The 25,393-nt window shown below is 64.4% G+C and carries 24 protein-coding genes and 1 pseudogene; 7 read left to right on the top strand and 18 right to left on the bottom strand.

Translation table 11 applies throughout. From position 1 onward, the window contains the following. The first annotated feature begins 80 nt into the window (after positions 1-80). Positions 81-6,374, top strand: a complete 6,294-nt coding sequence (locus tag JJC00_RS11650; protein WP_200472697.1) for a HAMP domain-containing protein — start codon at positions 81-83, stop codon at positions 6,372-6,374. A 14-nt stretch (positions 6,375-6,388) separates the two neighbouring features. Continuing rightward, complete coding sequence (locus JJC00_RS11645) at positions 6,389-7,882, top strand: sensor histidine kinase (protein WP_200472696.1); 1,494 nt, start codon at positions 6,389-6,391, stop codon at positions 7,880-7,882. Here JJC00_RS11645 and JJC00_RS38065 read toward each other — a convergent pair. Then, positions 7,879-8,220, bottom strand: a complete 342-nt coding sequence (locus JJC00_RS38065) for a hypothetical protein (RefSeq protein WP_246774178.1) — start codon at positions 8,218-8,220, stop codon at positions 7,879-7,881. The genes JJC00_RS11645 and JJC00_RS38065 overlap by 4 nt on opposite strands. A gap of 21 nt (positions 8,221-8,241) precedes the next feature. Here JJC00_RS38065 and JJC00_RS11635 point away from each other — a divergent pair, with 21 nt between their 5' ends. Both JJC00_RS11635 and JJC00_RS11630 read left to right on the top strand, forming a co-directional pair. Then, a complete protein-coding gene (locus JJC00_RS11635) occupies positions 8,242-8,511 on the top strand; it encodes a hypothetical protein (RefSeq protein WP_200472695.1) in 270 nt (89 codons plus the stop codon). 95 nt (positions 8,512-8,606) lie between these two features. Next, the gene (locus JJC00_RS11630) at positions 8,607-8,840 is read left to right on the top strand and encodes a hypothetical protein (protein ID WP_200472694.1); all 234 of its coding nucleotides are present in this window, start codon (positions 8,607-8,609) and stop codon (positions 8,838-8,840) included. 165 nt (positions 8,841-9,005) lie between these two features. On the opposite strand, the gene JJC00_RS11625 is transcribed toward JJC00_RS11630, so the two are convergent. Together JJC00_RS11625 and JJC00_RS11620 are read right to left on the bottom strand one after the other, a co-directional pair. Continuing rightward, positions 9,006-9,206, bottom strand: coding sequence for a hypothetical protein (locus JJC00_RS11625; RefSeq protein WP_200472693.1), 201 nt, complete (start codon positions 9,204-9,206; stop codon positions 9,006-9,008). A gap of 35 nt (positions 9,207-9,241) precedes the next feature. Continuing rightward, the gene (locus JJC00_RS11620; protein WP_200472692.1) at positions 9,242-9,451 is read right to left on the bottom strand and encodes a hypothetical protein; all 210 of its coding nucleotides are present in this window, start codon (positions 9,449-9,451) and stop codon (positions 9,242-9,244) included. A gap of 149 nt (positions 9,452-9,600) precedes the next feature. On the opposite strand from JJC00_RS11620, the gene JJC00_RS11615 reads away from it, so the two are divergent. Together JJC00_RS11615 and JJC00_RS11610 are read left to right on the top strand one after the other, a co-directional pair. Further along, positions 9,601-9,795, top strand: coding sequence for a DUF3072 domain-containing protein (locus JJC00_RS11615; RefSeq protein WP_200472691.1), 195 nt, complete (start codon positions 9,601-9,603; stop codon positions 9,793-9,795). A gap of 72 nt (positions 9,796-9,867) precedes the next feature. Next, positions 9,868-10,149: a DUF6496 domain-containing protein gene (locus tag JJC00_RS11610; protein WP_200472690.1), complete on the top strand. Its 282-nt coding sequence runs from the start codon at positions 9,868-9,870 to the stop codon at positions 10,147-10,149. Positions 10,150-10,161: 12 nt separating this feature from the next. Here the strand turns inward: JJC00_RS11610 and JJC00_RS11605 are convergent, their stop codons facing one another. From JJC00_RS11605 to JJC00_RS11550, 12 genes and pseudogenes are all read right to left on the bottom strand, one after another. Beyond that, positions 10,162-10,524 (bottom strand): hypothetical protein, encoded by a 363-nt coding sequence (locus JJC00_RS11605; RefSeq protein ID WP_200472689.1) that lies wholly within the window; start codon positions 10,522-10,524, stop codon positions 10,162-10,164. Between the two features lie 284 nt (positions 10,525-10,808). Beyond that, the gene (locus tag JJC00_RS11600) at positions 10,809-12,350 is read right to left on the bottom strand and encodes a Do family serine endopeptidase (protein ID WP_200472688.1); all 1,542 of its coding nucleotides are present in this window, start codon (positions 12,348-12,350) and stop codon (positions 10,809-10,811) included. Positions 12,351-12,548: 198 nt separating this feature from the next. Further along, positions 12,549-12,761 (bottom strand): hypothetical protein, encoded by a 213-nt coding sequence (locus JJC00_RS11595; protein ID WP_200472687.1) that lies wholly within the window; start codon positions 12,759-12,761, stop codon positions 12,549-12,551. A gap of 190 nt (positions 12,762-12,951) precedes the next feature. Beyond that, positions 12,952-13,225 (bottom strand): annotated as a pseudogene (locus JJC00_RS11590) (EAL domain-containing protein); the annotation flags it as partial. Position 13,226: 1 nt separating this feature from the next. Then, a complete protein-coding gene (rpe, locus tag JJC00_RS11585; protein WP_200472686.1) occupies positions 13,227-13,964 on the bottom strand; it encodes a ribulose-phosphate 3-epimerase in 738 nt (245 codons plus the stop codon). Continuing rightward, positions 13,961-14,893, bottom strand: a complete 933-nt coding sequence (gene cbbX, locus JJC00_RS11580) for a CbbX protein (RefSeq protein WP_200472685.1) — start codon at positions 14,891-14,893, stop codon at positions 13,961-13,963. Before cbbX ends, rpe begins: the two co-directional genes overlap by 4 nt. Positions 14,894-14,990: 97 nt before the next feature. Further along, positions 14,991-15,398, bottom strand: coding sequence for a ribulose bisphosphate carboxylase small subunit (locus JJC00_RS11575; protein WP_200472684.1), 408 nt, complete (start codon positions 15,396-15,398; stop codon positions 14,991-14,993). Between the two features lie 11 nt (positions 15,399-15,409). Beyond that, positions 15,410-16,870, bottom strand: coding sequence for a form I ribulose bisphosphate carboxylase large subunit (locus tag JJC00_RS11570; RefSeq protein ID WP_200472683.1), 1,461 nt, complete (start codon positions 16,868-16,870; stop codon positions 15,410-15,412). A 31-nt stretch (positions 16,871-16,901) separates the two neighbouring features. Next, positions 16,902-17,987 carry a class II fructose-bisphosphate aldolase gene (gene fba, locus JJC00_RS11565; protein WP_200472682.1) on the bottom strand — a complete coding sequence of 362 codons (1,086 nt, stop codon included), beginning with the start codon at positions 17,985-17,987 and terminating at the stop codon, positions 16,902-16,904. 14 nt (positions 17,988-18,001) lie between these two features. Beyond that, on the bottom strand, positions 18,002-20,023 hold the full coding sequence (tkt, locus tag JJC00_RS11560; RefSeq protein WP_200472681.1) for a transketolase: 2,022 nt from the start codon (positions 20,021-20,023) through the stop codon (positions 18,002-18,004). Positions 20,024-20,054: 31 nt separating this feature from the next. Continuing rightward, positions 20,055-20,930: a phosphoribulokinase gene (locus JJC00_RS11555; RefSeq protein WP_200472680.1), complete on the bottom strand. Its 876-nt coding sequence runs from the start codon at positions 20,928-20,930 to the stop codon at positions 20,055-20,057. Positions 20,931-20,942: 12 nt separating this feature from the next. Next, positions 20,943-21,980, bottom strand: a complete 1,038-nt coding sequence (locus JJC00_RS11550; protein WP_200472679.1) for a class 1 fructose-bisphosphatase — start codon at positions 21,978-21,980, stop codon at positions 20,943-20,945. 120 nt (positions 21,981-22,100) lie between these two features. Here JJC00_RS11550 and JJC00_RS11545 point away from each other — a divergent pair, with 120 nt between their 5' ends. Then, positions 22,101-23,078 carry a LysR family transcriptional regulator gene (locus JJC00_RS11545; RefSeq protein ID WP_200472678.1) on the top strand — a complete coding sequence of 326 codons (978 nt, stop codon included), beginning with the start codon at positions 22,101-22,103 and terminating at the stop codon, positions 23,076-23,078. A gap of 220 nt (positions 23,079-23,298) precedes the next feature. Here the strand turns inward: JJC00_RS11545 and JJC00_RS11540 are convergent, their stop codons facing one another. The 3 genes from JJC00_RS11540 to JJC00_RS11530 all read right to left on the bottom strand — a co-directional run bounded on the left by JJC00_RS11540 (position 23,299) and on the right by JJC00_RS11530 (position 25,384). Then, positions 23,299-23,496, bottom strand: coding sequence for a hypothetical protein (locus JJC00_RS11540; RefSeq protein ID WP_200472677.1), 198 nt, complete (start codon positions 23,494-23,496; stop codon positions 23,299-23,301). Between the two features lie 135 nt (positions 23,497-23,631). Then, the gene (locus JJC00_RS11535; RefSeq protein ID WP_200472676.1) at positions 23,632-24,051 is read right to left on the bottom strand and encodes a DUF4118 domain-containing protein; all 420 of its coding nucleotides are present in this window, start codon (positions 24,049-24,051) and stop codon (positions 23,632-23,634) included. Positions 24,052-24,190: 139 nt separating this feature from the next. Beyond that, positions 24,191-25,384, bottom strand: a complete 1,194-nt coding sequence (locus JJC00_RS11530; RefSeq protein ID WP_200472675.1) for an MFS transporter — start codon at positions 25,382-25,384, stop codon at positions 24,191-24,193. Positions 25,385-25,393: the final 9 nt, after the last annotated feature.

Raw genomic sequence — 25,393 nt, 5'->3', positions numbered from 1 at the left:
GATTTCGAATTTGGCTGACGCTCTATTTTGACCAGTCGCGTCGCGCCTAAGATTCGGCCGACGCCTGCGGGGGAATCAGTATGAGCGACCTCGATCCCGGAACAGCATCACGCTCCGGTCGTCGCGTCCCAAAACCCAAGCCCAACGGTACATCGGAGCCGGATTCCCGGCCGGAATTGCTGCTGGCGCTGCAGGCGATGCGCAGCGGCGATTTTTCGGTGCGGATGAGCGGCGACTATCTCGGCATCGACGGCAAGATTGCCGATACTTTTAACGAAATCATCGCCGCCAATCAGCGCATGGCGCAGCAGCTCGAGCTGGTCGGCCAGGTGGTGGGACGCGAGGGCAAGACCCGCCAGCGCGTGAAGTTCGGCCTCGCCTCCGGCTCCTGGGCCGATATGGAAGGCTCCGTCAATACGCTGATCGACGACCTGCTGTGGCCGACGCGCGAGGTAACCCGCGCGGTCGCAGCCGTGGCGCAGGGCGACTTGCTCGATACCGTCAAGCTCGACGTCGAGGGCCGCCCGCTGCGCGGCGAATTCCTGCAATCGGCGACCATCGTCAACACGATGATCAAGCAGCTCGGCGTGTTCACCTCCGAGGTGACGCGCGTCGCGCGCGAGGTCGGCACTGAAGGCAAGCTCGGCGGCCAGGCCCAGGTGCCTGAGGTGACCGGCGTCTGGAAGGACCTGACCGAGAGCGTCAACTCGATGGCGAACAACCTGACCAACCAGGTTCGCAACATCGCCGAGGTGACAATCGCGGTGGCCAACGGCGACTTGTCCAAGAAGATCACGGTCGACGTCCGCGGCGAGATTCTTCAGCTCAAGGAAGCCATCAACACGATGGTGGACCAGCTCCGCTCCTTTGCCTCCGAAGTGACGCGCGTCGCCCGCGAGGTCGGCACCGACGGCAAGCTCGGCGGCCAGGCCATCGTGCCCGGCGTCGCCGGCACCTGGAAGGATCTCACCGACTCCGTCAACGCGATGTGCGGCAACCTGACAGCACAGGTTCGCAACATCGCCAACGTGACCACCGCCGTGGCGCGCGGCGACTTGTCCCGCAAGATCACAGTGGACGTGCGCGGCGAAATTCTGGAGCTGAAGGACACCATCAACACGATGGTGGACCAGCTGAACTCGTTCGCCTCCGAAGTGACGCGCGTGGCGCGCGAGGTCGGCACCGAAGGCAAGCTCGGCGGCCAGGCCCAGGTGCCCGGCGTCGCCGGCACCTGGAAAGACCTCACCGACAACGTCAACTTCATGGCGTCGAACCTGACCGCGCAGGTCCGCAACATCGCCGACGTCGCCACTGCCATCGCGGGCGGAGACCTCTCCAAGAAGATCACCGTGAACGTGTCGGGCGAAATCCTTCAGCTGAAGGAAACGCTCAACACCATGGTCGATCAGCTCAACGCCTTCGCCGGCGAAGTCACGCGTGTCGCCCGCGAGGTCGGCACCGAAGGGCGGCTTGGCGGTCAGGCCAACGTGCTCGGCGTCGCCGGCACCTGGAAGGATTTGACGGAAAGCGTCAACTCGATGGCGTCGAACCTGACCGCGCAGGTTCGCAACATCGCTGAGGTGACGACGGCGGTCGCCGGCGGCGACTTGTCGAAGAAGATCACCGTGGACGTCCGCGGCGAGATCCTGGAGCTGAAGGACACCATCAACACCATGGTGGACCAGCTCAACGCCTTCGCCGGCGAAGTCACGCGCGTCGCCCGCGAGGTCGGCACCGAAGGCAAGCTCGGCGGCCAGGCCCAGGTGCGCGGCGTCGCCGGCACCTGGAAGGATTTAACCGACTCGGTCAACTCGATGGCCTCGAACCTGACCGGCCAGGTCCGTAACATCGCCGAGGTCGCGACCGCGGTCGCCAAGGGCGACCTGTCGAAGAAGATCACCGTGAACGTGTCGGGCGAAATCCTTCAGCTGAAGGAAACGCTCAACACCATGGTCGACCAGCTCAACGCCTTCGCCGGCGAGGTCACCCGCGTGGCGCGCGAGGTCGGCACCGAAGGCAAGCTCGGCGGCCAGGCGCAGGTGACGGGCGTCGCCGGTACCTGGAAGGACCTCACGGACAACGTGAACTCGATGGCAGGCAACCTCACCGCCCAGGTCCGCAACATCGCCGAGGTCGCGACCGCGATCGCCGGCGGCGACCTCTCGCGCAAGATCACGGTGGATGTCCGCGGCGAGATCCTTCAGCTCAAGGATACGCTGAACACGATGGTCGACCAGCTCAACCGCTTTGCGGGTGAGGTGACGCGCGTGGCGCGCGAGGTCGGCACCGAAGGCCGCCTCGGCGGTCAGGCCAACGTGCCCGGCGTCGCCGGCACCTGGAAGGACTTGACCGACAGCGTCAACTCGATGGCCGGCAACCTCACCGCCCAGGTCCGCAACATCGCCGAAGTGACCACGGCGGTCGCGCGCGGCGACTTGTCCCGCAAGATCACCGTGGACGTGAAGGGCGAAATCCTCGAGCTCAAGAACACCATCAACACCATGGTGGACCAGCTCAACGGCTTTGCCGGCGAAGTCACGCGCGTCGCCCGCGAGGTCGGCACCGAAGGCAAGCTCGGCGGCCAGGCCGAAGTGCCCGGCGTTGCCGGCACCTGGAAGGACCTCACCGACAACGTCAACTTCATGGCCTCGAACCTGACGGCCCAGGTCCGCAACATCGCCGAGGTCGCGACCGCTATCGCCGGCGGCGACCTGTCCAAGAAGATCACGGTGGACGTGCGCGGCGAGATCCTGCTGCTCAAAGACACCCTGAATACGATGGTCGAGCAGCTGCGCTCCTTCGCCGCCGAAGTGACGCGTGTGGCGCGCGAGGTCGGCACCGAAGGCCGGCTTGGCGGTCAGGCCGTCGTGCCCGGCGTCGGCGGCACTTGGAAGGACCTCACCGACAACGTCAACCTGCTCGCCGCGAACCTCACCACGCAAGTCCGCAACATCGCCGAAGTGACCACAGCCGTGGCGCGCGGCGACTTGTCCCGCAAGATCACCGTGGATGTGAAGGGCGAAATCCTCGAGCTCAAGAACACCATCAACACCATGGTGGACCAGCTCAATGCATTCGCCGGCGAAGTCACCCGCGTGGCGCGCGAAGTCGGCACCGAGGGCGAGCTCGGCGGTCAGGCCCAGGTGCCCGGCGTGGCCGGCACCTGGAAGGACCTCACCGACACCGTCAACTTCATGGCGGCGAACCTGACCGAACAGGTCCGCGGCATCGTCAAGGTGGTGACCGCTGTTGCGAACGGTGATTTGAAGCAAAATCTCACCGTGAAATCGAAGGGCGAGGTGGCGGCGCTCGCCGATACTATCAACAACATGACCGAGACGCTCGCGACCTTCGCCGACCAGGTGACGTCAGTGGCGCGCGAGGTCGGCGTCGAGGGACGGCTGGGTGGTCAGGCCGACGTGCCCGGTGCGGCCGGCACCTGGAAGGACCTCACCGGCAACGTCAACCTGCTCGCGGCCAACCTCACCTCGCAGGTCCGCGCGATCGCGGAGGTCGCGACCGCCGTGACCAAGGGCGATTTGACGCGATCGATCCAGGTCGATGCCCGCGGCGAAGTGGCCGAGCTGAAAGACAACATCAACACGATGATCACGAACCTCCGTCTGACGACGGACGTGAACACCGAGCAGGACTGGCTGAAGACCAACCTCGCCAAATTCACCAACATGCTTCAGGGCCAGCGCGATCTCACGACCGTCGGCCGGCTGCTGCTGACCGAGCTGTCGCCGCTGGTCAACGCGCATACCGGCGTGATCTACCAGGTCGAGAACGAGGACAATCCGCAGCTGCTGCTGCTTGCCTCCTATGCCGGCGACGGTGTCTATCCCTATCAGCGCGTGCTGCAATTTGGCGACGGCCTGATCGGCCAGTGCGCGCTCGACAGGCGCCCGCGCGTGGTCGCCGACATTCCTCCCGATGTGGTGCCGATCAACTCGGCGCTGCTTCGCGTCGCACCGAAGAACCTCGTGGTTCTGCCGGTGCTGTTCGAGGGCCAGGTCAAGGCGGTGATCGAGCTCGCCTCGCTCACCTCGTTTACGACCTCGCAGATGACGTTCCTGGAGCAGCTCACCGACTCCATCGGCATCGTGCTCAATTCGATCGAAGCGACGATGCAGACCGAAGGCCTGCTGAAGCAGTCGCAGCAGCTTGCCGGCGAGCTCCAGACCCAACAACGCGAACTGCAGCAGACCAACGACCAGCTCGAGCAGAAGGCACAACAGCTCGCCGAACGCAACGTCGAGGTCGAGCGCAAGAACCAGGAAATCGAGCAGGCCCGCCGCGCGCTCGAGGAAAAGGCAACCGAGCTCGCGCTGACCTCGAAGTACAAGTCCGAATTCCTGGCCAATATGAGCCACGAGCTGCGCACGCCGCTGAACTCGATCCTGATCCTCGGACAGCAGCTCACCGACAATCCGGACGGCAACCTCACGGGCAAGCAGGTCGAATTCGCCCGTACCATCCACGGCGCCGGCACCGACCTCCTGAACCTCATCAGCGACATTCTCGATCTCTCCAAGATCGAATCCGGCACGGTGACGGTTGACGCCGAGGAAATCCTCACCGCCAACCTGCTCGAGACGGTCGGACGGCCGTTCCGGCATGAGGCGGAGAACCGCAACCTGTCGTTCAAGATCGACGTCGATCCGAACCTCGCGCGCAGCATCGTCACCGACTCCAAGCGCCTGCAGCAGGTCCTGAAGAACCTGCTCTCCAACGCGTTCAAGTTCACCGGCGAAGGCGAAGTGCGGCTGCAGGTTGCCGGCGCGCTCGGCGGCTGGAGCACGGATCATCCGGTCCTGAATTCCGCCCCGGCCGTGATCGCCTTCGAGGTCTCCGATACCGGCATCGGCATTCCGCTGGAGAAGCAGAAGCTGATCTTCGAGGCATTCCAGCAGGCGGACGCCGGCACCAGCCGCAAATACGGCGGCACCGGCCTTGGCCTCGCCATCAGCCGCGAGCTCGCGAGCCTGCTCGGCGGCGAGATTCACCTGCGCAGCGCGCCCGGCAAGGGCTCGACCTTCACGCTGTATCTGCCGCTGAAATACTCCGGCCCGACCCTGGCGCCGCGCGCCGCGCCAGGGTCGCAGCACAACCAGCCGCCGGCACTCCAGCCGACCGCGCCGGAGCAGCAGCGCGTCATCGAGCAGCTTCCCGACGACCGCCTCAATCTCGAGCCTGGCGACAGCATCCTGCTCATCGTCGAGGACGATCCGCATTATGCCCGCATCCTGGTCGACCTCGCGCGCGACAAGGGCTTCAAGGTCCTGGTCGCCGCACGCGGCGCGGAGGCGCTCGAGCTTGCCAAGCAGTATCAGCCGCGCGCCGTTTCGCTCGACGTGTTCCTGCCCGACATGCTCGGCTGGACGGTGCTGAGCCAGCTCAAGCACAACCCGCTGACGCGCCACATCCCCGTGCAGATCATCACGCTCGACGAGGACCGCCAGCATGCGCTGGCCCGCGGCGCCTTCTCCTTCGTCAACAAGCCGACGACGACAGAGGGGGTCGCCGCGGCACTGACGCAGATCAAGGAATATGCGCAACCGCGGCGCAAGCGGCTGCTGATCGTCGAGGACAACGAAGCCGAGCAGCTGTCGATCCGCGAGCTGCTGCATCACGACGATATCGAGATCGTGACCACCGGCACCGGCGCCGGCGCGCTGTCGACGCTGCGCGAGGCGCCCTGCGATTGCGTGGTACTCGACCTACGCCTGCCCGACATGAGTGGCTTCGAAGTGCTCGAACAGATCCGGCGCGACGATACGCTGTCAAATGTTCCCGTGGTGGTGTTCACCGGCCGCGAGCTCTCTGCGGAAGAGGATGCGGAGCTCCACACCATGGCGCGCAGCATCGTGGTCAAGGGCGTGGAATCGCCCGAACGCCTGCTCGACGAAACCGCGCTGTTCCTGCACCGCGTGATCACGGAACTGCCGATCGAGAAGCAGCGCATGCTGGAGAAGCTGAACAGTTCCGACGAGGATTTGATCGGCAAGACCGCGTTGCTCGTCGACGACGATGCCCGCAACATCTTCGCGCTGTCGAGCGTGCTGGAACGGCGCGGCATGAAGGTGCTGACGGCGACAACCGGCCGCGAGGCGGTGACGCTGGTCGAATCCAACCCGGAAATCGCCATCGTGCTGATGGACATCATGATGCCGCAGATGGATGGCTATCAGACCATCGGCGTGATCCGGGAGAACCCGGCCTTCCTGCGCCTGCCGATCATCGCACTGACGGCGAAGGCAATGAAGGGCGACCGAGAGAAATGCCTGGAGGCAGGCGCGTCCGACTATCTCGCAAAGCCCGTCAACACCGATCAATTGCTGCTTGCGATCCGCATGTGGCTGCACCGCTGAGTTTGGATCCGAGAATGGACCACGAAAAGGTCAACATCCTCCTCGTCGACGACCAGCCGGCAAAGCTGCTTGCCTATGAGGTGATCTTGAAGGAACTCGGTGAGAACCTCGTGATCGCCTCGTCCGGCCGCGAGGCGCTGGAGGTTCTGCTCAAGACCGAGGTCGCGGTGATCCTGGTCGACGTCTGCATGCCCGAGCTCGACGGCTTCGAGCTCGCCGCCATGATCCGCGAGCATCCGCGTTTCCAGAAGACCGCGATGATCTTCATCTCGGCAATCCAGGTCAGCGATATCGACCGCCTGCGCGGTTACGAGATGGGTGCGGTCGATTACGTTCCGGTGCCCGTCGTGCCGGAAGTGCTGCGCGCCAAGGTCAAGGTGTTTGCCGAGCTCTATCGCAAGACGCGCGAGCTCGAACGGCTGAACCAGGATCTCGAGGATCGCGTCCGGGCCCGCACGGCCGAGCTCGAGAACTCCACCGCAAAGTTGCGCGAGAGCGAAGAGCGGCGCAGCATGGCGATTGCCGCCGGCAAGATGGGATCCTGGGACTGGGACTGGGTCAACGGCGACTGGATGTGGGACGAAGGCCAGTACCGCATTTTTGGCGTGACGCCTGAGACCTTCAACGTCACCTCTGCCAACATCCAGGCGCTACTGCACCCGGATGACGTCGACCAGTTCGGTCAGGCGATTGCCGCGTTCAATACCGGTGCCCATGCCCATGAAGGAGAGTTTCGCGTCCGCCGGCCCGATGGCGAGGTGCGCTGGTGCGTCGGCACGGCGGCCGCAACGGTGGATCCGGGCGGTCGCGTCGTGCGGGTGAGCGGCGTCACCGTCGATATCACCGAACGCAAGCGCGCCGAGGAACGGCAGAACCTGCTGGCGCGGGAAGTCGATCACCGCGCCAAGAATGCGCTGGCGCTGGCGCAATCGATCGTGCGCCTCACCCGCGCCGACGAGGTCAAGGCTTATGTCAGCGCCGTCGAGGGGCGCATCAATGCGCTGGCGCGCGTGCACACCATCCTGTCGCTGTCGAGCTGGCAGGGTGCCGAGCTCTCCAAGCTGATCGAGGAGGAACTTGCGCCCTATTCGCTCGGCGGACAGATCAAGCTCGCGGGTCCCGAAGTGCAGTTGCCGCCGGCGACCGCACAGACGCTGGCGCTGGCGCTGCACGAGCTCTTCACCAATTCGGCCAAGTATGGCGCGCTGTCGACCCGGTCGGGGCGGCTCGCGATCGGCTGGCAGGCCGAGAACGATCTCCTCGTCTTGACCTGGGAGGAGACCGGAGGGCCGCTGGTCAGGACGCCGAAGTCGCGTGGCTTCGGCACAAGAAGCCTGCTGGCCAGTGTTGAATCCCAGCTCGGCGGACAGGCCCAGTTCGATTGGCGTTCAGAGGGCCTGCTGTGCCGTCTCGATGTGCCGTTGACGCGCAAGAGCGCGGCGACATCGGGGGCGCAGGACAAGTACGAGGCCAGCACCTCTCCCGAACTTCAGCGCGCGTCGGGTTAGCGCGACCTAGCGACCTTCAACCGTGGCAACGGCCGCGGTTCGTCAGCGACGCGCCCCTCGAGCCAGGCTTCCGTTTGCGCGAGATCACGCAACGCCGTCGCGTAGCGGCGGGCGGCGCTGCGCTCTGCACCGCGCGGCAGCTTGCGTGCCTTGCGCAGCATGTCGGCCGCTGCGTTACGGTAGGCCAGCGAGCGATAGAGAAAGACCACCTTGCCCATATCGAATGTTCCCGTGTTGATGGCGTTTATCCTCGCAAAGTCGGCATGAACGTCGGATGAAGCGGCTGATAACAATTCCTTCATGAAGGTGGAACCCGTGATCACCGCGCGCGTTTTCACGCCAGATCGATCGGCAGTTCCATGCGCACAAAAAAGTCGCCGAAACAGTCGCAAAGTCTGATCTCTCCCGCCGGCGTCATCAAGCTGATGACGCATGCGATGATGGGCGCGGCACTCGGTCTGACCTTCACACTCGCGCTCATTCTGGCCAATCCTGCGGTCGCAGAACTGCTGAACCATGGTGGCCGTGCGGCAGCCTTCGTCTTTGTCGGCACGATGGTGACGACGTTTGCCATCGGCGCCGCATTGACGGGCGTCGTATTCATCCTCGACGAGGACAAGGAGTCTTGAAGCAAGCGCGAACGACAGTGACGCTTTGTTGGGAACTCCTGGGGGCAAATGATAGTTGGCTGCCTGCGTCAATTCAACTCAGGGAGTTCCCCCACATGAAGACGACCAAGCTGGCTCTCGCCGTGATGTTGGCAACCGGCCTTGCCGCCGCGCCGTTCGCAGCTGAAGCGAAATCGCACAAGAAGCACCACTCCTCTATGTCGCAGACCACAACGGGCGCGAACATGAAGAAGACCGTTCCTCCCGACGCGTCCGGCCAGGGCGGTGCCGGGCCTGGCAGCGATCAGGGTGGCAGCATGACCAAGCCCCAGAACGGAATGAGCAAGTAGGCGCGGCCCTCACGGCAATAAAAAGCCCCGCGGCGACGCGGGGCTTTTCGTTGCGTGTTCGCAGCTCCCTCATGCGCCGGTTCACGCTGCGCTACGTTGGGTGTCGCGCCCTTCCTTGATCTCTTCGATGATCTTGGCGCCTGAAGGCTTCAAGGTCATCCTCGCTCAGCGCCACATGGTCGGGGCGCGGATCAGAGCATCCCGGCCGGCCCGCCTCAAATCGTCGACCGAACATTGCCGCGCTCGAACAAGATCGCTCAGTCGTGCGCCAACGCGTCCGCGCGTCGTCGTATCCCACGGAGGAATTTCAGCACAGACTTCATCGAGCACCGCCCGCAGCAGGGCGGCCATTTCGGCATCCGGCATGGACGAGCTCCGGCATGTCGCGTTGCGCGACCGCTTTAGCTGCGTCGGATGTCAGTGATGTTAAGGCGGCGACTTGCGGAGCCCGCCTTCACGAGGTGGTCGAGCTGCGCCCGCTTGCGTGCAATCAGGAGCTGGGCCGCAGCATCGTCGAGGCCCTCACGCTGCAATTGCCGGATCGCAGAGCCCAATTCGAGGATCTCGGCGCGTAGTTTCAGAATCCGGTAGGTGTCCGGGTCTTCCTCCACCGCCTGTCTCCATCCGTCGCCTGCGTGGCATCATTTCCAGCCTCAAGGCGCTGATTTTACGTCGAATTTCATCAATTCTGTTGTCCACGACTTGTTAGAACAAAATAAGAACATATAGTCAAGCCACGAATTCAGAATGGAGAGCGGACATGCAGGTTCAGGGTAAATACGACGCCAAGGCTTTTCTGATGGAGCAGATGACCCGGGCGCAAGGGCTGCGGCTAAAGCGGCTCAGTGAAGAGGCCTATCAGCCCGCCCAATACGATCGCGGTCTGTCCTCTGCCGAAGCCGCGCGCCGCATCCAGGTGCTTGAAGCGGAGATCGAGCTCGCAAACTCCTTCTGAGGCACACAGCCGGCGCCTTTGGAACGTTACGTCAGCACTCCTGTTCTCTTCCGGGGCCAAGGGAGAGAGTTGATGGCACGCAAGGCAAAGAAACGCCGCTACTCACGGAGCTCCGGCAGCGACGTCGAGCGCGAGATGCGGCGTTACAAGAAGGGTACCGCGAAGAGCGGACGCGGCGGGCGCGGTGGGCGCGTGAAGAGCCGCAAGCAGGCGATCGCGATCGGCCTGTCGGAAGCGCGCGCGAAGGGTAAGAAGGTCCCAAAGAAGGCGTCGAAGCGAAAGGCATCCAAGAAGAAGACCAAGAAGAAGACGACCAAGAAGAAGAACTCGAAGCGCAAATCCGCCAAGCGCTGACGCCGGCCGGCGTCAGGTCATGGTGCCGGGCATGAAGCAACGGATCGAAATGCCGAACGCCGTCTTGACCGGCCAAACCATGGTGCGGCCGGCGCGGTTCGGCTCGGTGATCACGGCTTCATCGGGGACCTCAACCCACTGCCCATCAAGACGGACCCGGTAGTGCCCGTTGTGCGAGTCCCAATCAGGATCGGCCACGGCAACGCCGTCGGCATCCGAACAGCACGGACCGAGATGGCTGCGTAGGCTGTCGAACCACGGCTTTAGTGGCGAGTCGGTGAAGCGGCCGTCATCGCGCCCCATGGCACTTCCGGACGACAGCACGAAAGGCGCCGCGAGCAGCGCAAGCTTCAGCGAGAGTTTCAATCGATCCATGTCGGCACCGATCAAATGCGAACTACCGGCCGGTTCCACAAAGCCGCCGGACGTCCGAAGTTCCACTCCTGCACTTTGCCTCGGCGCCGTCATTGCCGCCGAAGCCCACACGCTCCTCCAAAGTATGACGAGCGAACGCGGCTTTTTCGGACGAACCCGTCATCATCGCTGCCGTTAACGAGAATGTTATCGGCGGCCTGTGGGTATCTCGCAAGCGCGCACGAAAAAGGCGGCCCGCAGGCCGCCTTTTGAATTTGCCGTCGAGGCCAAGAGAGGCAAACAAATCAGGCGAGCGGCACCGCCACGAAACGAGTCGCCTCCGCGTTCTTCACCTGCAGCAGCACGCTGTTCTTGCCGGACGATTTGGCCTGCGCCAGCTCGGAGCGGACGTCGCCGACATTGGCGACCGCCTTGCCGCCGACGTTGAGGATGACGTCGCCGGTCTGGATGCCGCGCTGCGCCGCCGGCCCCTGCGGGTCGACCTCGGTGACCACGACGCCCTTCTGGCCTGCGCCCTGGACGTCGCCGGCCGGCGCCAGGCTGAGGCCGAGGCGCGGCGTGCCGGGGGCCTGCTGCGTCTTGCCGTCGTCAGTATTGCCGCTTCCTTTGGCTTGCCGCTCGTTCGGCAGTTCGCCGAGCGCCAGCGTCACCGTCTTGGTGTCGCCCTTGTGGACGACATCGAGCTTCACGGACGTACCTGGTGCCAGCGTGGCGATGGTGCGGGCGAGATCGCGGGAGTCCTTGATCGCGGTGCCGTTGACGGCGGTGATGACGTCGCCCGCCTCGATGCCGGCCTTCGCCGCCGGGCTGCCGTCCTGCGGGTTGTCGACGATTGCGCCGCGCGCCGCCTTCAGGCCGAGGCTGTCGGCGATTTCTGCGGTCACCGGCTGCACCTGCACACCGAGCCAGCCGCGGGTGACGGCGCCCTTATCCTTCAGCTGCGCGACCACAAGCTTGGCGGTCGAGGACGGAATATCGAAGCCGATGCCGACCGAGCCGCCCGAGGGCGAGAAGATCGCGGTGTTCACGCCGATCACGTTGCCGTTCATGTCGAAGGCCGGGCCGCCGGAATTGCCCTTGTTGATCGGCGCATCGATCTGGATAAAGTCGTCATAGGGACCGTTGCCGATGTCGCGGCCGCTGGCCGAGACGATACCGGCCGTGACGGTGCCGCCGAGGCCGAAGGGATTGCCGACCGCAACCACCCAGTCCCCGATCCGCGGCTTCTGGTCGGAGAATTTCACGAACGGGAAGTCCTTCTTGCCGTCGACCTTGATTAGCGCGAGGTCGGTCTTCGGATCGGTGCCGACGACCTTCGCGGTGTAGATCGTGCCGTCGTCCATCGTCACCTGCACGGACTCGGCGTGGTCGACGACATGGTTGTTGGTCACGGCGTAGCCGTCGGCCGAGATGAAGAAGCCGGAGCCTTCGCCCGTGATCACCTGGTGACGCTGGCGCGGCATGCCGTTCATGCCACCCGGGAAGCCGAACTGCTGCGAGAACTGGTCGAACGGAGAACCCTCGTCCTGATCCATCCGGTTCTGTTGCAGCATCGCGCTCTTGTCGTTGTCCTGGTCGATCTTCACCCGCACCGAGATGACGGCGGGCTTGACCTTGCTGACGAGGTCGCCGAAGCCCGGCGGCGTCGCGGCGCTTTCAGCGGCATGCGCCGGTGAAATCAGGGAGTTCACGCCGAACGGCGTCGAAGCGGGAGACGCAGCCAGCACGGCCACGCCAAGCGCTGCCACGGTGCCAAGCAGCGCGAGCCGGCGCGGCTTCAGAATTGTACGGATCCTGGTGGTGTCGGAATTGACGCGATCGATCATATCGAAATGTCCATGTTGGGTAAGTCGCCTTGCACCCAACATGGACATCGTCACCTTACGACGTCCCGTCCACGCGATTAAATCTTGGCAAAGAAAGTGCGGCCGGCGGCCGCAGTCCTTGTTCTTTCAAGATCCTTGTTCTCTCAAGAGACGTCGAAGCCTCAACAACCGTCGCTGTGAAGAATTGCGGATAGACCCTCACGCCGCGGCGGGTCGCTCCCATGCCGCGGCTGCGACGGCGTCGTCTTCGCGTTGTGCATTGCACGCGTCGAAATGCGCTTTCAACGCTACCTCGGCGAGATATTCGAAATGTTCGGCCTGGCCGAGCAGCTGCCAGTTCTGGAGCGGCCGATAGGCGGCCTGCTGGCGACAGAGGGACGCCAGCGCGCGGTAGCGACGTACGTTCTCCATGAGACCCTCCCTCGCATTCACACAGAGCTTATTGCCCTGATTTGCGTCAGGCCGATGGCGATTGTGCAAAACATTTTTTGCGCGCGCCGCACGCCGGATCGCAGTTAACTTTTGAGAAATGCACGCGGGGACTTTAGTTCCAATCGCGCCGAATTGCACGTGGAACTTGGCTAGGTGGCTAGTGGGCCTAGGCGTAGCGGCGGCCGAGCGCCTTCAGCCTCCGCAGCAGATTGAGGGCGCGGGTGAAATCGTCGATCAGCACGCCCTCGGTGGTCTCGACCTCGAGCCGCGTCGGCGCAAGTCCGGTCTCCAGCAGGATCTGGTGGATGGACCGTTCGAGGTCGCCGGCCTGAAACTGGACCGGCGACAGGTTGACCGACCTGCAATGGCCGCGGCCAGGACGCCGCCTCGCGGCACGCCTCGCGCAAAACCCATTCGCCGATCTCAATGATCAGCCCGTTCTCTCTACCGGATACGCACGCTTTCTCCTGCACGCATCGGCAACGCGGAATTATCGTGCAGCTTCGGAACCCCGCCAGCCTCGGAGGCCACGCGAATGGCCGCGATGTTGGCAGCATAATCCGCACAGTTGCTGCCGCGGAACACGGCGGAACCTGCAACGAGTGTGTCAGCGCCCGCGGCGGCAACAGCAGCGGCATTGTCGCGCGTGATGCCGCCATCGACCTCGAGCCGGATCGGCCGCTCGCCGATCATGCTTCGAATGCGCGCGATCTTTTCGAGCTGAGATTCGAGGAAGGACTGGCCACCGAAGCCAGGGTTTACCGTCATCACCAGCACGAGATCCAGACGATCAAGCACGTATTCGATCGCGCTCTCGGGCGTTGCCGGACACAGGCTGACACCGGCCTTCTTGCCGAGTGCGCGGATCGCCTGGAGCGAACGGTCGAGATGCGGGCCCGCCTCGGCGTGGACGGTGATGACATCAGCCCCCGCCTTCGCGAACGCCTCCAGATAAGGATCGACGGGCGCGATCATCAGATGGACGTCGAAAATCTTCTTCGTCACCGGCCGAATCGCCTTGATGACGTCGGCGCCAAAACTGATGTTCGGCACGAAGTGGCCGTCCATGACGTCGCAATGGATCCAATCGGCGCCGGCCGCATCGATTGCTGCGATCTCCTCGCCGAGGCGCGCGAAGTCCGCCGCCAGGATCGAGGGGGCGATAATGATCTCCTTGGTCATGGATTTGCACTCCGCGCATCGGCTCCGCCACTGAAGACGCGGCTCGCCAGGACGTCGATGGGATCGATCGTCTCGAGATCGGCGACGTCGAGCATGCGATCGAGATCCGACACCAGGCGATCGGCCTGCCGCAGCCGGATACGGTCGACCGCGTTGCGGATCGAGCGCGCGTTGGAGAAGAACGGCTGGGTTCGGCGTAACGCGATGTACTTCTCGAACGCCTCGCGCGCCGCCGCCGAAAAGCGATAGCCGCGCTCCCGCAGCATCAGCTCGGCGATGACCAGCAACTCGGCTTCCGCATAATCGGGAAATTCGATGTGATGGGCGATGCGCGAGCGGAAGCCGGGATTGGAGGCGAAGAAGCTCGTCATGCGCTCGCCATAGCCGGCGAGGATCACCACGAGGTCTTCGCGCTGGTTCTCCATCACCTGGAGCAGGATCTCGATCGCCTCCTGGCCGTAGTCGCGTTCGTTGTCGGGCCGGTGCAGGTAATAGGCCTCGTCGATGAAAAGCACGCCGCCCATCGCCTTCTTCAGGATCTCCTTCGTCTTCGGCGCGGTATGGCCGATATATTGCCCGACAAGATCATCGCGCGTCACCGAGATCACCTGCCCACGCCGCACGAAGCCGAGCCCGTGCAGGATTTTTGCCATACGCAGCGCCACCGTGGTCTTGCCGGTGCCGGGATTGCCGGTGAACGACATGTGCAGCGTCGGTGGTGTTGATGCGAGCCCGGCGCGCTGGCGGATCCGCTCGATCAGCAGCAGCGAGGCGATCTGGCGCACGCGGTTCTTGACCGGCTTCAGACCGATCAGCTCCTGCTCAAGCTGTTGCAGCGTGTCGGTGATCCCGGCCGCTTCGGCCTCCTTGCGAAGATCGAAGCTGGTTTCGTTGGGCTCGGTTGTCGTGGCGTGGGGAACGTCGAGCATCGGCACCTCGAAGAAAAGAGCTTCGCCGCGGGGGAGCGGCGAAGCAGTGATCCGCCAAGGATACGGAGCAGGGAGTGCTCCGCGCGGAAGGGAGTGGCTATTGCGAGGCGTGGGTAGCTGGCTTGCGCACAGTGGTGTAGCGGATCGCGCGGCCGCCAACCTCCTGCCGCACCAGCTCGAACTCGGCCTCTTGCGGCGGACGGTTGACCAGGAAGGAGATCCGCACCGATTCCCAGCCGTGGCTCGAGTCGAAACCGCTGATGCGGATGTAGCGATCGCCATAGACCCTGCGGCATTCGGCGAGCTCCATCATCACGCCGGCGGCGTCCTGGAGATCGAACATCGGCAGGCCCCACATCTCCCAATAGGTGTTGCGGGGATGCGGGTCGTCGGTGAACTCGATGTTCACCGCCCAGCCATTGCTGAGGCAATATTGGACCTGCTTGGTGATCTGGTCGTCGGTGAGATCGGGCAGGAACGAGAAGCAACCCTGGGTTAGTTTCATGTCAAAACTCCTCAGACAGTTTCCAGCGCCGTCGGCACGAAGTCCGGCGTGTCGGTGGATTGATAGTTGAAGGTGACGTCCTTCCAGACCTCAAGCGCGGCCTTCAGCGGCGTGCAGGTCTCGGCCGCCCTCGCCAGGATCTCCGGCCCTTCATGGACGTAGTCGCGCCCCTCGTTGCGGGCGAGGATCATCGCCTCCAACGCCACGCGGTTGGCGATCGCGCCCGCCGCAATGCCCATGGGATGGCCGATGGTTCCACCGCCGAACTGAAGCACGACGTCCTCGCCGAGCAGATCGAGCAGCTGGTGCATCTGGCCCGCATGGATGCCGCCGGATGCGACCGGCATCATCTTGTTCAGGCTCGCCCAGGACTGGTCGAAGAACAGACCATGCTCGAGCTTCATCGGATTGAAATCCTCGCGGCAGACGTCGTAATAGCCGCGCGTGGTGTTGGGGTCGCCTTCGAGCTTGCCGACCACCGTGCCGGCATGGATGTGGTCGACACCGGCCAGCCGCATCCATTTGGCGATGACGCGAAACGACACGCCGTGGCTCTTCTGCCGCGTATAGGTCGAGTGGCCGGCGCGGTGCAGATGCAGGATCATGTCGTTGCGGCGCGCCCAGTTCGCCATGGACTGGATCGCGGTGTAGCCGATCACGAGATCGATCATGACAATGCATGACCCGAGCTCCTTGGCGAACTCCGCGCGCTCGTACATGTCCTCCATCGTGCCTGCGGTGATGTTCAGGTACGTGCCCTTCACCTCGCCGGATGCGGCCTGTGCACGGTTCACCGCCTCCATGCAATAGAGGAAGCGGTCGCGCCAATGCATGAACGGCTGCGAGTTGATGTTCTCGTCGTCCTTAGTGAAGTCGAGTCCGCCCTTCAGCGCCTCGTAGACGACGCGGCCGTAGTTGCGGCCCGAAAGTCCAAGCTTCGGTTTGACCGTTGCGCCCAGCAGCGGCCGGCCGAACTTGTCGAGCCGCTCGCGCTCGACCACGATGCCGGTCGCCGGTCCCTGGAACGTCTTCACATAGGCGACCGGGAAGCGCATGTCCTCCAGGCGCAGCGCCTTGAGCGGCTTGAAGCCGAACACGTTGCCGATGATCGACGCCGAGAGGTTGGCGACTGAACCGGGCTCGAACAGGTCGAGGTCATAGGCGATGTAGGCGAAATATGAGCCAGGCGTGCCGGGCACCGGATCGACGCGATAGCACTTTGCACGATACTTCTCGGCAGCAGTGAGGCGGTCGGTCCAAACCACCGTCCAGGTCGCAGTGGAGGATTCGCCGGCAACGGCGGCCGACGCCTCGATCGGATCGACGCCGTCCTGCGGCGTGACGCGGAACAGCGCAATGACATCGGTGTCCTTCGGCGTGTACTCGGGCTCCCAATAGCCCATGCGCTTGTATTCCATCACGCCTGATCGATAGCGTTCCTTGCCGCGGACGGTTCCTGCATGTGCATTCATGGCTCTCTCCTGCTCTTCTCTCTCTGAATGATTAGGCTGCGACCGACTCGCGAGAGCCGATGCGCGGGTCGAGCTCGCCAGTACGGTAGCGCCGCGCCATCTCGCTCAAGGGAACGACCTTGATCCTGCTCGCGTGGCCCGCGGTGCCGAACTGCTCGAAGCGATCGCGGCAGAGCTCGCGCATCGCATCCATCGCAGGTTTCAGGAATTTGCGCGGATCGAACTCGTTGCGGCTCTGTGCAGCGACCTTGCGGAACACGGCGGTCATGGCGAGCCGGCAATCCGTATCGATATTGACCTTGCGCACGCCGCTCTTGATACCGCGCACGATCTCGTCCACCGGCACGCCCCAGGTCTGTGGCATCTCGCCGCCGAACTGGTTGAACATGTCTTGCAGTGGCTGCGGCACCGACGAGGAACCGTGCATCACGAGATGCGTGTTCGGCAGGCGGTTATGGATCTCCTCCACCACCCGCATCGCGAGGATGTCACCATCCGGTTTGCGGCTGAACTTGTAGGCGCCGTGCGAGGTGCCCATTGCAATGGCGAGCGCATCGACCTTGGTGGCGCGAACGAAGTCGACGGCCTGGTCGGGATCGGTCAGCAACTGGTCGTGGCTGAGCTTGCCCTCGACGCCGTGGCCATCCTCCTGCTCACCACCACCATGCTCAAGCGAGCCGAGCACACCGAGCTCTCCTTCGACTGAGGCGCCGACCCAGTGCGCGAGATCGACGACGCGACGGGTGATCGCGACGTTGTAGTCGTAGTCGGCCGCCGTCTTGGCATCGGCCTTGAGCGAGCCGTCCATCATCACAGAAGTAAAGCCATGGGCAATCGCCGACGCGCAGGTCGCCTCGTCGTTGCCGTGGTCCTGGTGCATGCAGAGCGGAATGTCCGGATAGGTCCGCTCCAGCGCGTCGATCATGTGCGAAAGCATGAGATCACCGGCATAGCTGCGGGCACCGCGCGAAGCCTGGATGATGACGGGCGCATCGACCTCGGCCGCCGCCTGCATGATCGCGATGCCCTGCTCCATATTGTTGATGTTGAATGCCGGCACCGCGTAGCCGTGGCTGGCGGCATGATCGAGCAATTGGCGAAGAGTGATACGGGCCACGAGGAGTCCTCCTGTTATTGCTTGCGAGCGCGGGCGATCGCCCGCCGGGCAGCTTCGGCGACGCTTTGCGGCGTGATGCCGAATTCGCGGTAGAGCACCGGAGCCGGTGCCGAGGCACCGAAGCCGCGCATGCCGACGAATTCGCCGTCCGTGCCGATCCAGCGATGCCAGTCGCCAGCCACCGCCGCCTCGATGCCGACGCGCGGCGCGGTGCCAAGAACGGCTGCGCGATAATCGTCCGGTTGCTCCTCGAACAGGGCGAAGCACGGCGCCGACACGACAGCGGCGCGGACATGCTCTGTTGCGAGCAGGCGTGCAGCTTCCAACGCGATCGAGACTTCCGAGCCGGTCGCCATCAACGTCACGTCGCGTCCGCCATCGGGCGAGACAATGACATAGGCGCCGCGCGAGACCCGGTTCCTGCCGCGGACATCGCTGCGGAAGGTCGGCAACGCCTGGCGCGACAGACACAGCACTGAGGGACGATTTTCCGCTTCGAGCGCGCAGTCCCAGGCTTCCAGCGTCTCGACCGCGTCCGCGGGGCGAAACACGAGCAGGTTCGGAATGACGCGGAGCGCCGCGAGATGCTCGACCGGCTGATGCGTCGGACCATCCTCGCCGAGGCCGATGGAGTCATGCGTCATCACATGGATGACGCGCAGCCGCATCAGGGCCGCAAGGCGGATCGCCGGCCTGCTGTAGTCGGAGAAGGCGAGGAACGTGCCGCCATAGGGGATGAAGCCGCCATGCAGCGCGAGACCGTTCATCGCGGCCGCCATGCCGTGCTCGCGGATGCCGTAGTGGATGTAGTCGCCGGCGAACGCGTCACGCTTCACAGGGGCCTGCGCCTTGGCATACGTCAGGTTCGAATGCGTCAGGTCCGCCGAGCCGCCGACAAATCCAGGAATGGTTCCTGCGATGCCGTCGAGCACCTGTTGCGAGGCCTGCCGCGTCGCGAGCTTCGGACGCTCGGTGGCAAAGCGCTCGCGCAATTTCGCCGAGGCCTGGGCATAGGCATTCGGCAGGGCAACCGCTTTGCCCTCGATGAACAGGTCGCGCACCTCGGGCGTCGCATCTTCGTAGCGATCGAGCCAGGCGAGACGATCCACCTGCCCGCGCTGGCCGATCATCCGCCACGCCTTCATGATCGTGACAGGCACCACGAACGGCTGATAATCCCAGCCAAGCGTCCGCCGCGCCGCCGCGGTCTGCTCGGTGCCGAGCGGCGCGCCATGCGCCTTCTCGGTACCTTGTCGGTCCGGCGCGCCATAACCGATGATGGTGCGACAGGCAATCAGCGACGGCTTTGCGTTCTCACGCTCCTCTGCGATCGCCTGCGCGACGGCCTCGGGATCATGCCCGTCGACGCGGCGCACCGACCATCCGGATGCAGCGAAGCGCGCCAGTTGGTCATCCGAGGTCGCGAGCGATGTCGGTCCGTCGATCGAGATGCCGTTGTCGTCGAACAGCACGATCAGGCGGCCAAGCTGGAGGTGACCTGCGAGCGAGATCGCCTCCTGGCTGATGCCTTCCATCAGGCAACCGTCGCCGGCAATCACATAGGTGAAGTGATCGACGAGGCCATGGCCATGACGTGCATTGGCCATGCGCTCGGCGAGCGCCATGCCGACCGCCGTCGCAATGCCCTGCCCCAGCGGACCCGTCGTGGTCTCGACGCCCGGCGTGTGGCCATATTCAGGATGCCCCGGCGTCTTCGAGCCCCATTGCCGGAACGCCTTGATGTCGTCGAGGCTGACGTCGCCGCCGGTGAGATGGAGCAGCGCATAGAGCAGCATCGAGCCGTGGCCGGCCGAGAGCACGAAGCGGTCGCGGTCCGGCCAGTTCGGATGCGCCGAGTCGAACTTGAGGAAGCGCGAGAACAGGACGGTCGCGACATCGGCCATGCCCATGGGCAGGCCGGGATGGCCGGACTGGGACGTCTCGATCGCGTCGACCGCGAGGAAGCGGACGGCATTGGCGAGATCGCTGTGCGCGACTGCCGTGAGGTCGGCGTCGGCATGAACCGAGATGTTCATCAAACCCTCCCGTTGTTGTCGTTGTTGTGGATCATTTCAGGCCCCGCTTGCGCTCGATCAGCTGCATGATCAGCGGCGTCAGGATGAGCTGCATCGCGAGGTCAAGCTTCGCGCCCGGACACACGATCGAGTTCGCGCGGGACATCCAGCTGTGCGGCAGCATCGAGAGCAGATAGGGGAAATCGATGCCGCGCGGATTCTTGAAGCGGATCACGACCATCGACTCGTCCGGAGTCGGAATCCATCGCGCGATGAACGGATTGGACGTGTCCACCGTCGGCACGCGCTGGAAGTTGATGTCCGTCTCGGTGAATTGCGGGCAGATGTAGTGGATGTAATCCGGCATCCGCCGCAGGATGGTGTCGGTGACGGCTTCGGTCGAATAGCCGCGCGCGCTGCGGTCGCGATGCAGCTTCTGGATCCATTCGAGATTGATCACGGGCACGACGCCGATCTTGAGGTCGGCATAGCGCGCGACGTTCACCCTGTCGGTAACCACAGCGCCATGCAGGCCTTCGTAGAACAGCAGGTCGGAGTTCTCCGGCAGCCGCTCCCATTCGGTGAAAGTGCCGGGCGCGGCACCGTGCAGTGCAGATTCCTCGGCGTCGTGCACATAGTGCCGCGTCATGGCTGTGCCGGTCTCGCCATAGTCGCGGAAGGCCCGCTCCAGCTCCTCGAACAGATTGGTCTCGGGGCTGAAATGGCTGAAATGCTTGTTGCCGCGTTCGGCCTCCGTGGCCATCTGCGCGCGCATCTCGGCGCGGTCGTAGCGATGGAAGGCATCGCCTTCGATGTAGGCGGCGTTGACCTTCTCGCGGAAGAAGATCTGCTCAAACGTCTTCTTGACCGAGGTGGTGCCGGCGCCGGAGGAGCCGGTGATGGAAATGATCGGATGCTTCCTGGACATGTGTCACCTCGCTCACAAGCGGAAGAAGCCGCGCCGCGCGAACAGCGGCGCCGAGACGCTCGCAACCAGCAGCGGATCGCAGTGCAGTTCGGCGACGCGCCGCACCTCGTTGCTGGAGCCCATGACCAGCGGCACGCGCTGATGCAGGTTTTGCGCTGAGAGATCGAGAATGCGCTCGCGTCCGGTCGAGGCCGAGCCGCCGGCTTGCTCGATGACCATTGCCATCGGGTGTGCCTCGTAGACGAGACGCAGGCGGCCGTCGCCATAGCCAGGGCGCGCATCGGACGGATAGAGGAACACGCCGCCGTGGGTCAGAATGCGATAGGTCTCCGCGACCAACGAGCCGATCCAGCGCATGTTGAAATTGTGGTTGGCGGGCCCATCGATGCCGGCGAGGCATTCGTCGATGAAGGTCCGCACTGGCGAATCCCAATGGCGACGATTGGAGACGTTGATCGCGAACTCCTCGCACGCCTCGGAGATTTGCACGGCGCTACGCGCGAGACGGAAGCAGCCGGCCTTGCGGTCGAAGGTGAAGATGTCGACGCCGTCGCCGAGCGTCAGCACCAGCGAGGTCTGGGGACCGAAAGTGACGAAGCCCGCCGCTAGTTGCGCCGAGCCGCGCTGATGGAAGGCGAGACCGAGATCGTCCGGCGCGGGCAGAATCGAGAAGATCGTGCCGACGGTCATGTTGAGGTCGATGTTGGAGGAACCATCGAGCGGATCGATCGCGACGCAGATTTTGGCGTCGCGGTCGCCGATCTGCGGCTCGTGCATCTCTTCGGACGCCAGCGCCGCGATCGGTAGCTTGCCGAGGCAGCGGCGCAGGATCGCATCCGCCTGCACATCGAGGTCGCGCTGGACGTCGCCGTCGCTGTTGCGGCCGGTCGTGAGGCCCGAGGCGTCCGCAAGATCGCCTGTCGCGATGAGATCGGCGATCTCGATCGCCGCAGCTGCGATGGCGTCGACCGCGGCCGCGACGGCCAGCGCGTGCGACGCCGTCTCGGAATAGCGTTGAAGGTGGTCGTCCAGCCTGAATTGCCCGGTCATCTGCGTCCATCCCTTTGCTGGCGCCGCATCCAGTTCCCTCCCCGGCGGAGGTCGGTTGCGGTCGATCCCGGCACGAGGAGATTGACAGGAGCGGCTTAATAAGCAAAATTTCTATTCATAATGAGTGCCAAAGAATTTTCTTATAACGCCCCTGGCCATGCGGCGGCCCAGCTCCGGCATCTGACGATCCGGCAGTTGCGATCGCTTGCGGCGCTGTCGGCCAAGGGCAGCGTCACCGCGGCCTCGACCCAACTCGGGCTGACCCAGCCAGCCGTGACCCAGCAGCTGCGGCAGCTTCAAGACCTCGCCGGCCTGCCGCTCGTCCAGCGGACTGGCGACGGCATGCTGCTGACGGAGGCAGGCAGAGAGGTGCTGGCGCTCGCCGAGCGCGTCGAAGCCGCGATCACGGACTGCCAGGGCGCGCTTGATCTGCTCGCGGGCAGGACCGGCGGCACGGTGCATCTCGGCGCGGTCTCGACCGCGAAATATTTCGTGCCGCACGCGATCGCGGCATTCTCGAAGCGTTCACCAAACATCGAGATCAAGCTGACCATCGGCAACCGCGAGGAGATCCGCGAGGCCATGCATGGCTACGAGCTCGATTTCGCCGTGATGGGTCGGCCACCGGCCGATGTCAGCGTCGATGTGCGCCAACTCGGGCGCAATCCGCACATCATCGTCGCGCGCAAGGGGCACTGGCTGGAGAAGGATTCCGGCCTCAGCCTGACCGATCTCGTGCACGAGACCTTTCTCACCCGCGAGCCCGGCTCAGGCACGCGCACACTGATGGAGGGGATGTTCCAGAAGTCCGATCTCGAGCCGATCATCGGCATGGAGATGAGCAGCAACGAGACCATCAAGCAGGCGGTGATCGCGGGTCTCGGCATCGCCTTCATCTCGGCGCATACAGTGGCGCATGAGCTTGCCGAAGGCCGCCTCATCGTGCTCGACGTCGCGGGCCTGCCGATTGTCCGGCAATGGTACGTGATCCGCCGCAGCGACAAGGTGCTGTTGCCGCCGGCGCAGGCGATGTTTGACTTCCTCGGCTCGGAGGGCGCGAATTATCTGCCCGCGGTGCCCGATTTTGGCGAGCGATAGCGCCGCCCGCGCTCACCCCATCAGCTTCATTGCGGCCGTCGCCGCCAGGATGACGATGATCTGAAGCAGACGCTCTGTCGTGAAGATGCGGTTGAAAGTGGTCATCGCTCGCCCCCGGCCATCGTAGAGATCTGGGCCAGTTGCTAGCACAGGCGGGCAGCGGGGTAACTCCGTAATCGTCACGGGTTCTGCTCGCGACCGGGCGTCGGATGGTTAACGCTTAGGCGGCGCGCGGCGTGGCGTAATCGGCGCGCGCGGCGAAATAGGCTTCCAGCTCCGACAGCGCGCGGGCTTCCCACTCGCTGGCCTGCTCCAGCAGCGACCAGCGCTGGCCCGGCCGAAATGCCGCGGTCTGCCGATAGAGCGATGCGATGCCGCGGTAGCGGCGCACGTTCTCGAAAATGGCGTGTCCGTTCATGTCGAAAACTCCCTCGTATTCCCACGGGGGAAATTGCGGCCAAATCTTTTTTGAAAAGTTAGCGGCGCGATCCGGCTGCGCGGATGGTTGCCGGACTGTTGCGCGCGTGCAACGCGCGCTCCGTGCAGCACCTGATTATTGCGAATTCGTTGCCGGGCTCTCGCCCGACGCCTTCAACCCGCGACAGCTGTTGATCGTCATGCTCGCGCGGCAGAGGTCGGCCAGGCCAATCACAAGCACGGCGAGCAGGCAGAACAAATTGATGGAATCGGCGTTCGCGCTGGACAGCGGCGTGAACTCGAAGAAGGGCGGGATGAACGCCCACCACACCACCGGAATGGTGAGCAGTGCGGCGAACATCGCTGCCGGCGCGCCTGCGACAACGCCGAGCACGAACAGGCTCGGCAGGAATGCCGCGAAATAGAGCTTTGCGCCGAGCGCGACGCAGGCGCCTTGAATCGCAGCCGACACTGCGACGACGACAAATCCGAGCAGAAATGCCTGCCACGACCATGGCCGTACTCGCGGTACGCCAACCAGTCCCGCACGCCTCATAGGGCCTCCTCTGCCGCCGTTGACCAGGCCGCTTGCGACCAAAGTACTACAGCTGCAGGGACTCCGCGAGGTGGAAATTGCATCGACCAGGCCGCCGTATCGGCGGCTTGGTAAACGCCCACCCCGCATGATCGTACCGCTATTCGGTTGCCGCATAGAGCAGGCTCGCGACCGGCAGCGCAAGGCCAATGGCCGAGGCCAGCGGCCAGCCGCCTTGCGCGAACGCCCAGGTGCCGAGCGCGGATCCAGCGGCACCGGCGGCCAAGAACGTTGCCATGTAGAGCCCGTTGAGGCGGCTGCGGTGTTCGTGCCCGAGCACGAAGATGGCGCGGAAGCCCAGCACGACGTTGCCCTGCACGCCGAAATCGATCGCGATCGCGGCCACGACGAGGCCGGCGAGGTTGAGCATCGATCCGGCCGCGCCGACATGCGTCACCAGGAAGCCGAGGGCGACGAACAGCATCGCGGCGAGCGTGGCGATGCGGCTGTGGCCGCGATCGGCGAGCCTGCCTGCGATCGGCGCCGCGAACACGCCGGACACGCCGGCGAGCGCGAACAGGGCGATGCCACGCTGGGTGAAGTCGAATTGGCTCGCAAGCTGGAGCGGCACCACCGTCCAGAACAGCGTGAAGGCGCCGAACAGGCCCGCCTGGTAGAGCGCGCGCCGCCGCAACAGCGGCGTGGCGCGCACCAGATGCGGCATCGACAGCAGCAGCGCACCGTAATGCATCCGTGCCACCGGCTTGCGCTTCGGCAGCGTGAGACGCAGCACGATCGCGAGTACGATCATCAACGCAGCCGAGCAGAAGAACACCGCATGCCACGACAGCGCCGCGGTGACGAAGCTCGACACCGGCCGCGCCAGCATGATGCCGAGCATCAATCCGGTCGAGACATTGCCGACGACGCGGCCGCGAATGGCTTCCGGCGCAAGGTGCGCGGCATAGGGAATGATGATCTGCACCGCGACCGAGCCGAGGCCGATGAACAACGCGGCGATCAGGAACGGCAGCGCATGGGTCGCAAACGCGGCCGCGAGCAGCGACGCCGCGCCGAGCGTGATGACGGTGCAGATCAGCGTGCGGTTCTCGACGAGATCGCCGAGCGGCACGATAAACAGCAATCCCGTGCCGTAGCCGATCTGCGTCATGGTCACGATCAGGCCGGCGGCCGCGTGCGACAGGCCGAGCGCGGCGCTGATCGGAGCGATCAGCGGCTGGGCATAATAGATGTTGGCGGCGACCATGCCACAGGCCGCGGCAAGCACGAAGGTCAGTCGCTGCGACACCGCATCCGTCTCCGGCGCGGTCTCGATGGTGGCATTCATCGTCATTCCAAACTC

This window comes from Bradyrhizobium diazoefficiens, assembly GCF_016616885.1.
GTDB classification, from domain to species: Bacteria; Pseudomonadota; Alphaproteobacteria; order Rhizobiales; family Xanthobacteraceae; genus Bradyrhizobium; species Bradyrhizobium diazoefficiens_F.
Note: the sequence above shows the minus strand (reverse complement) of the source record. Positions and strands in the feature narration are given on the sequence as shown.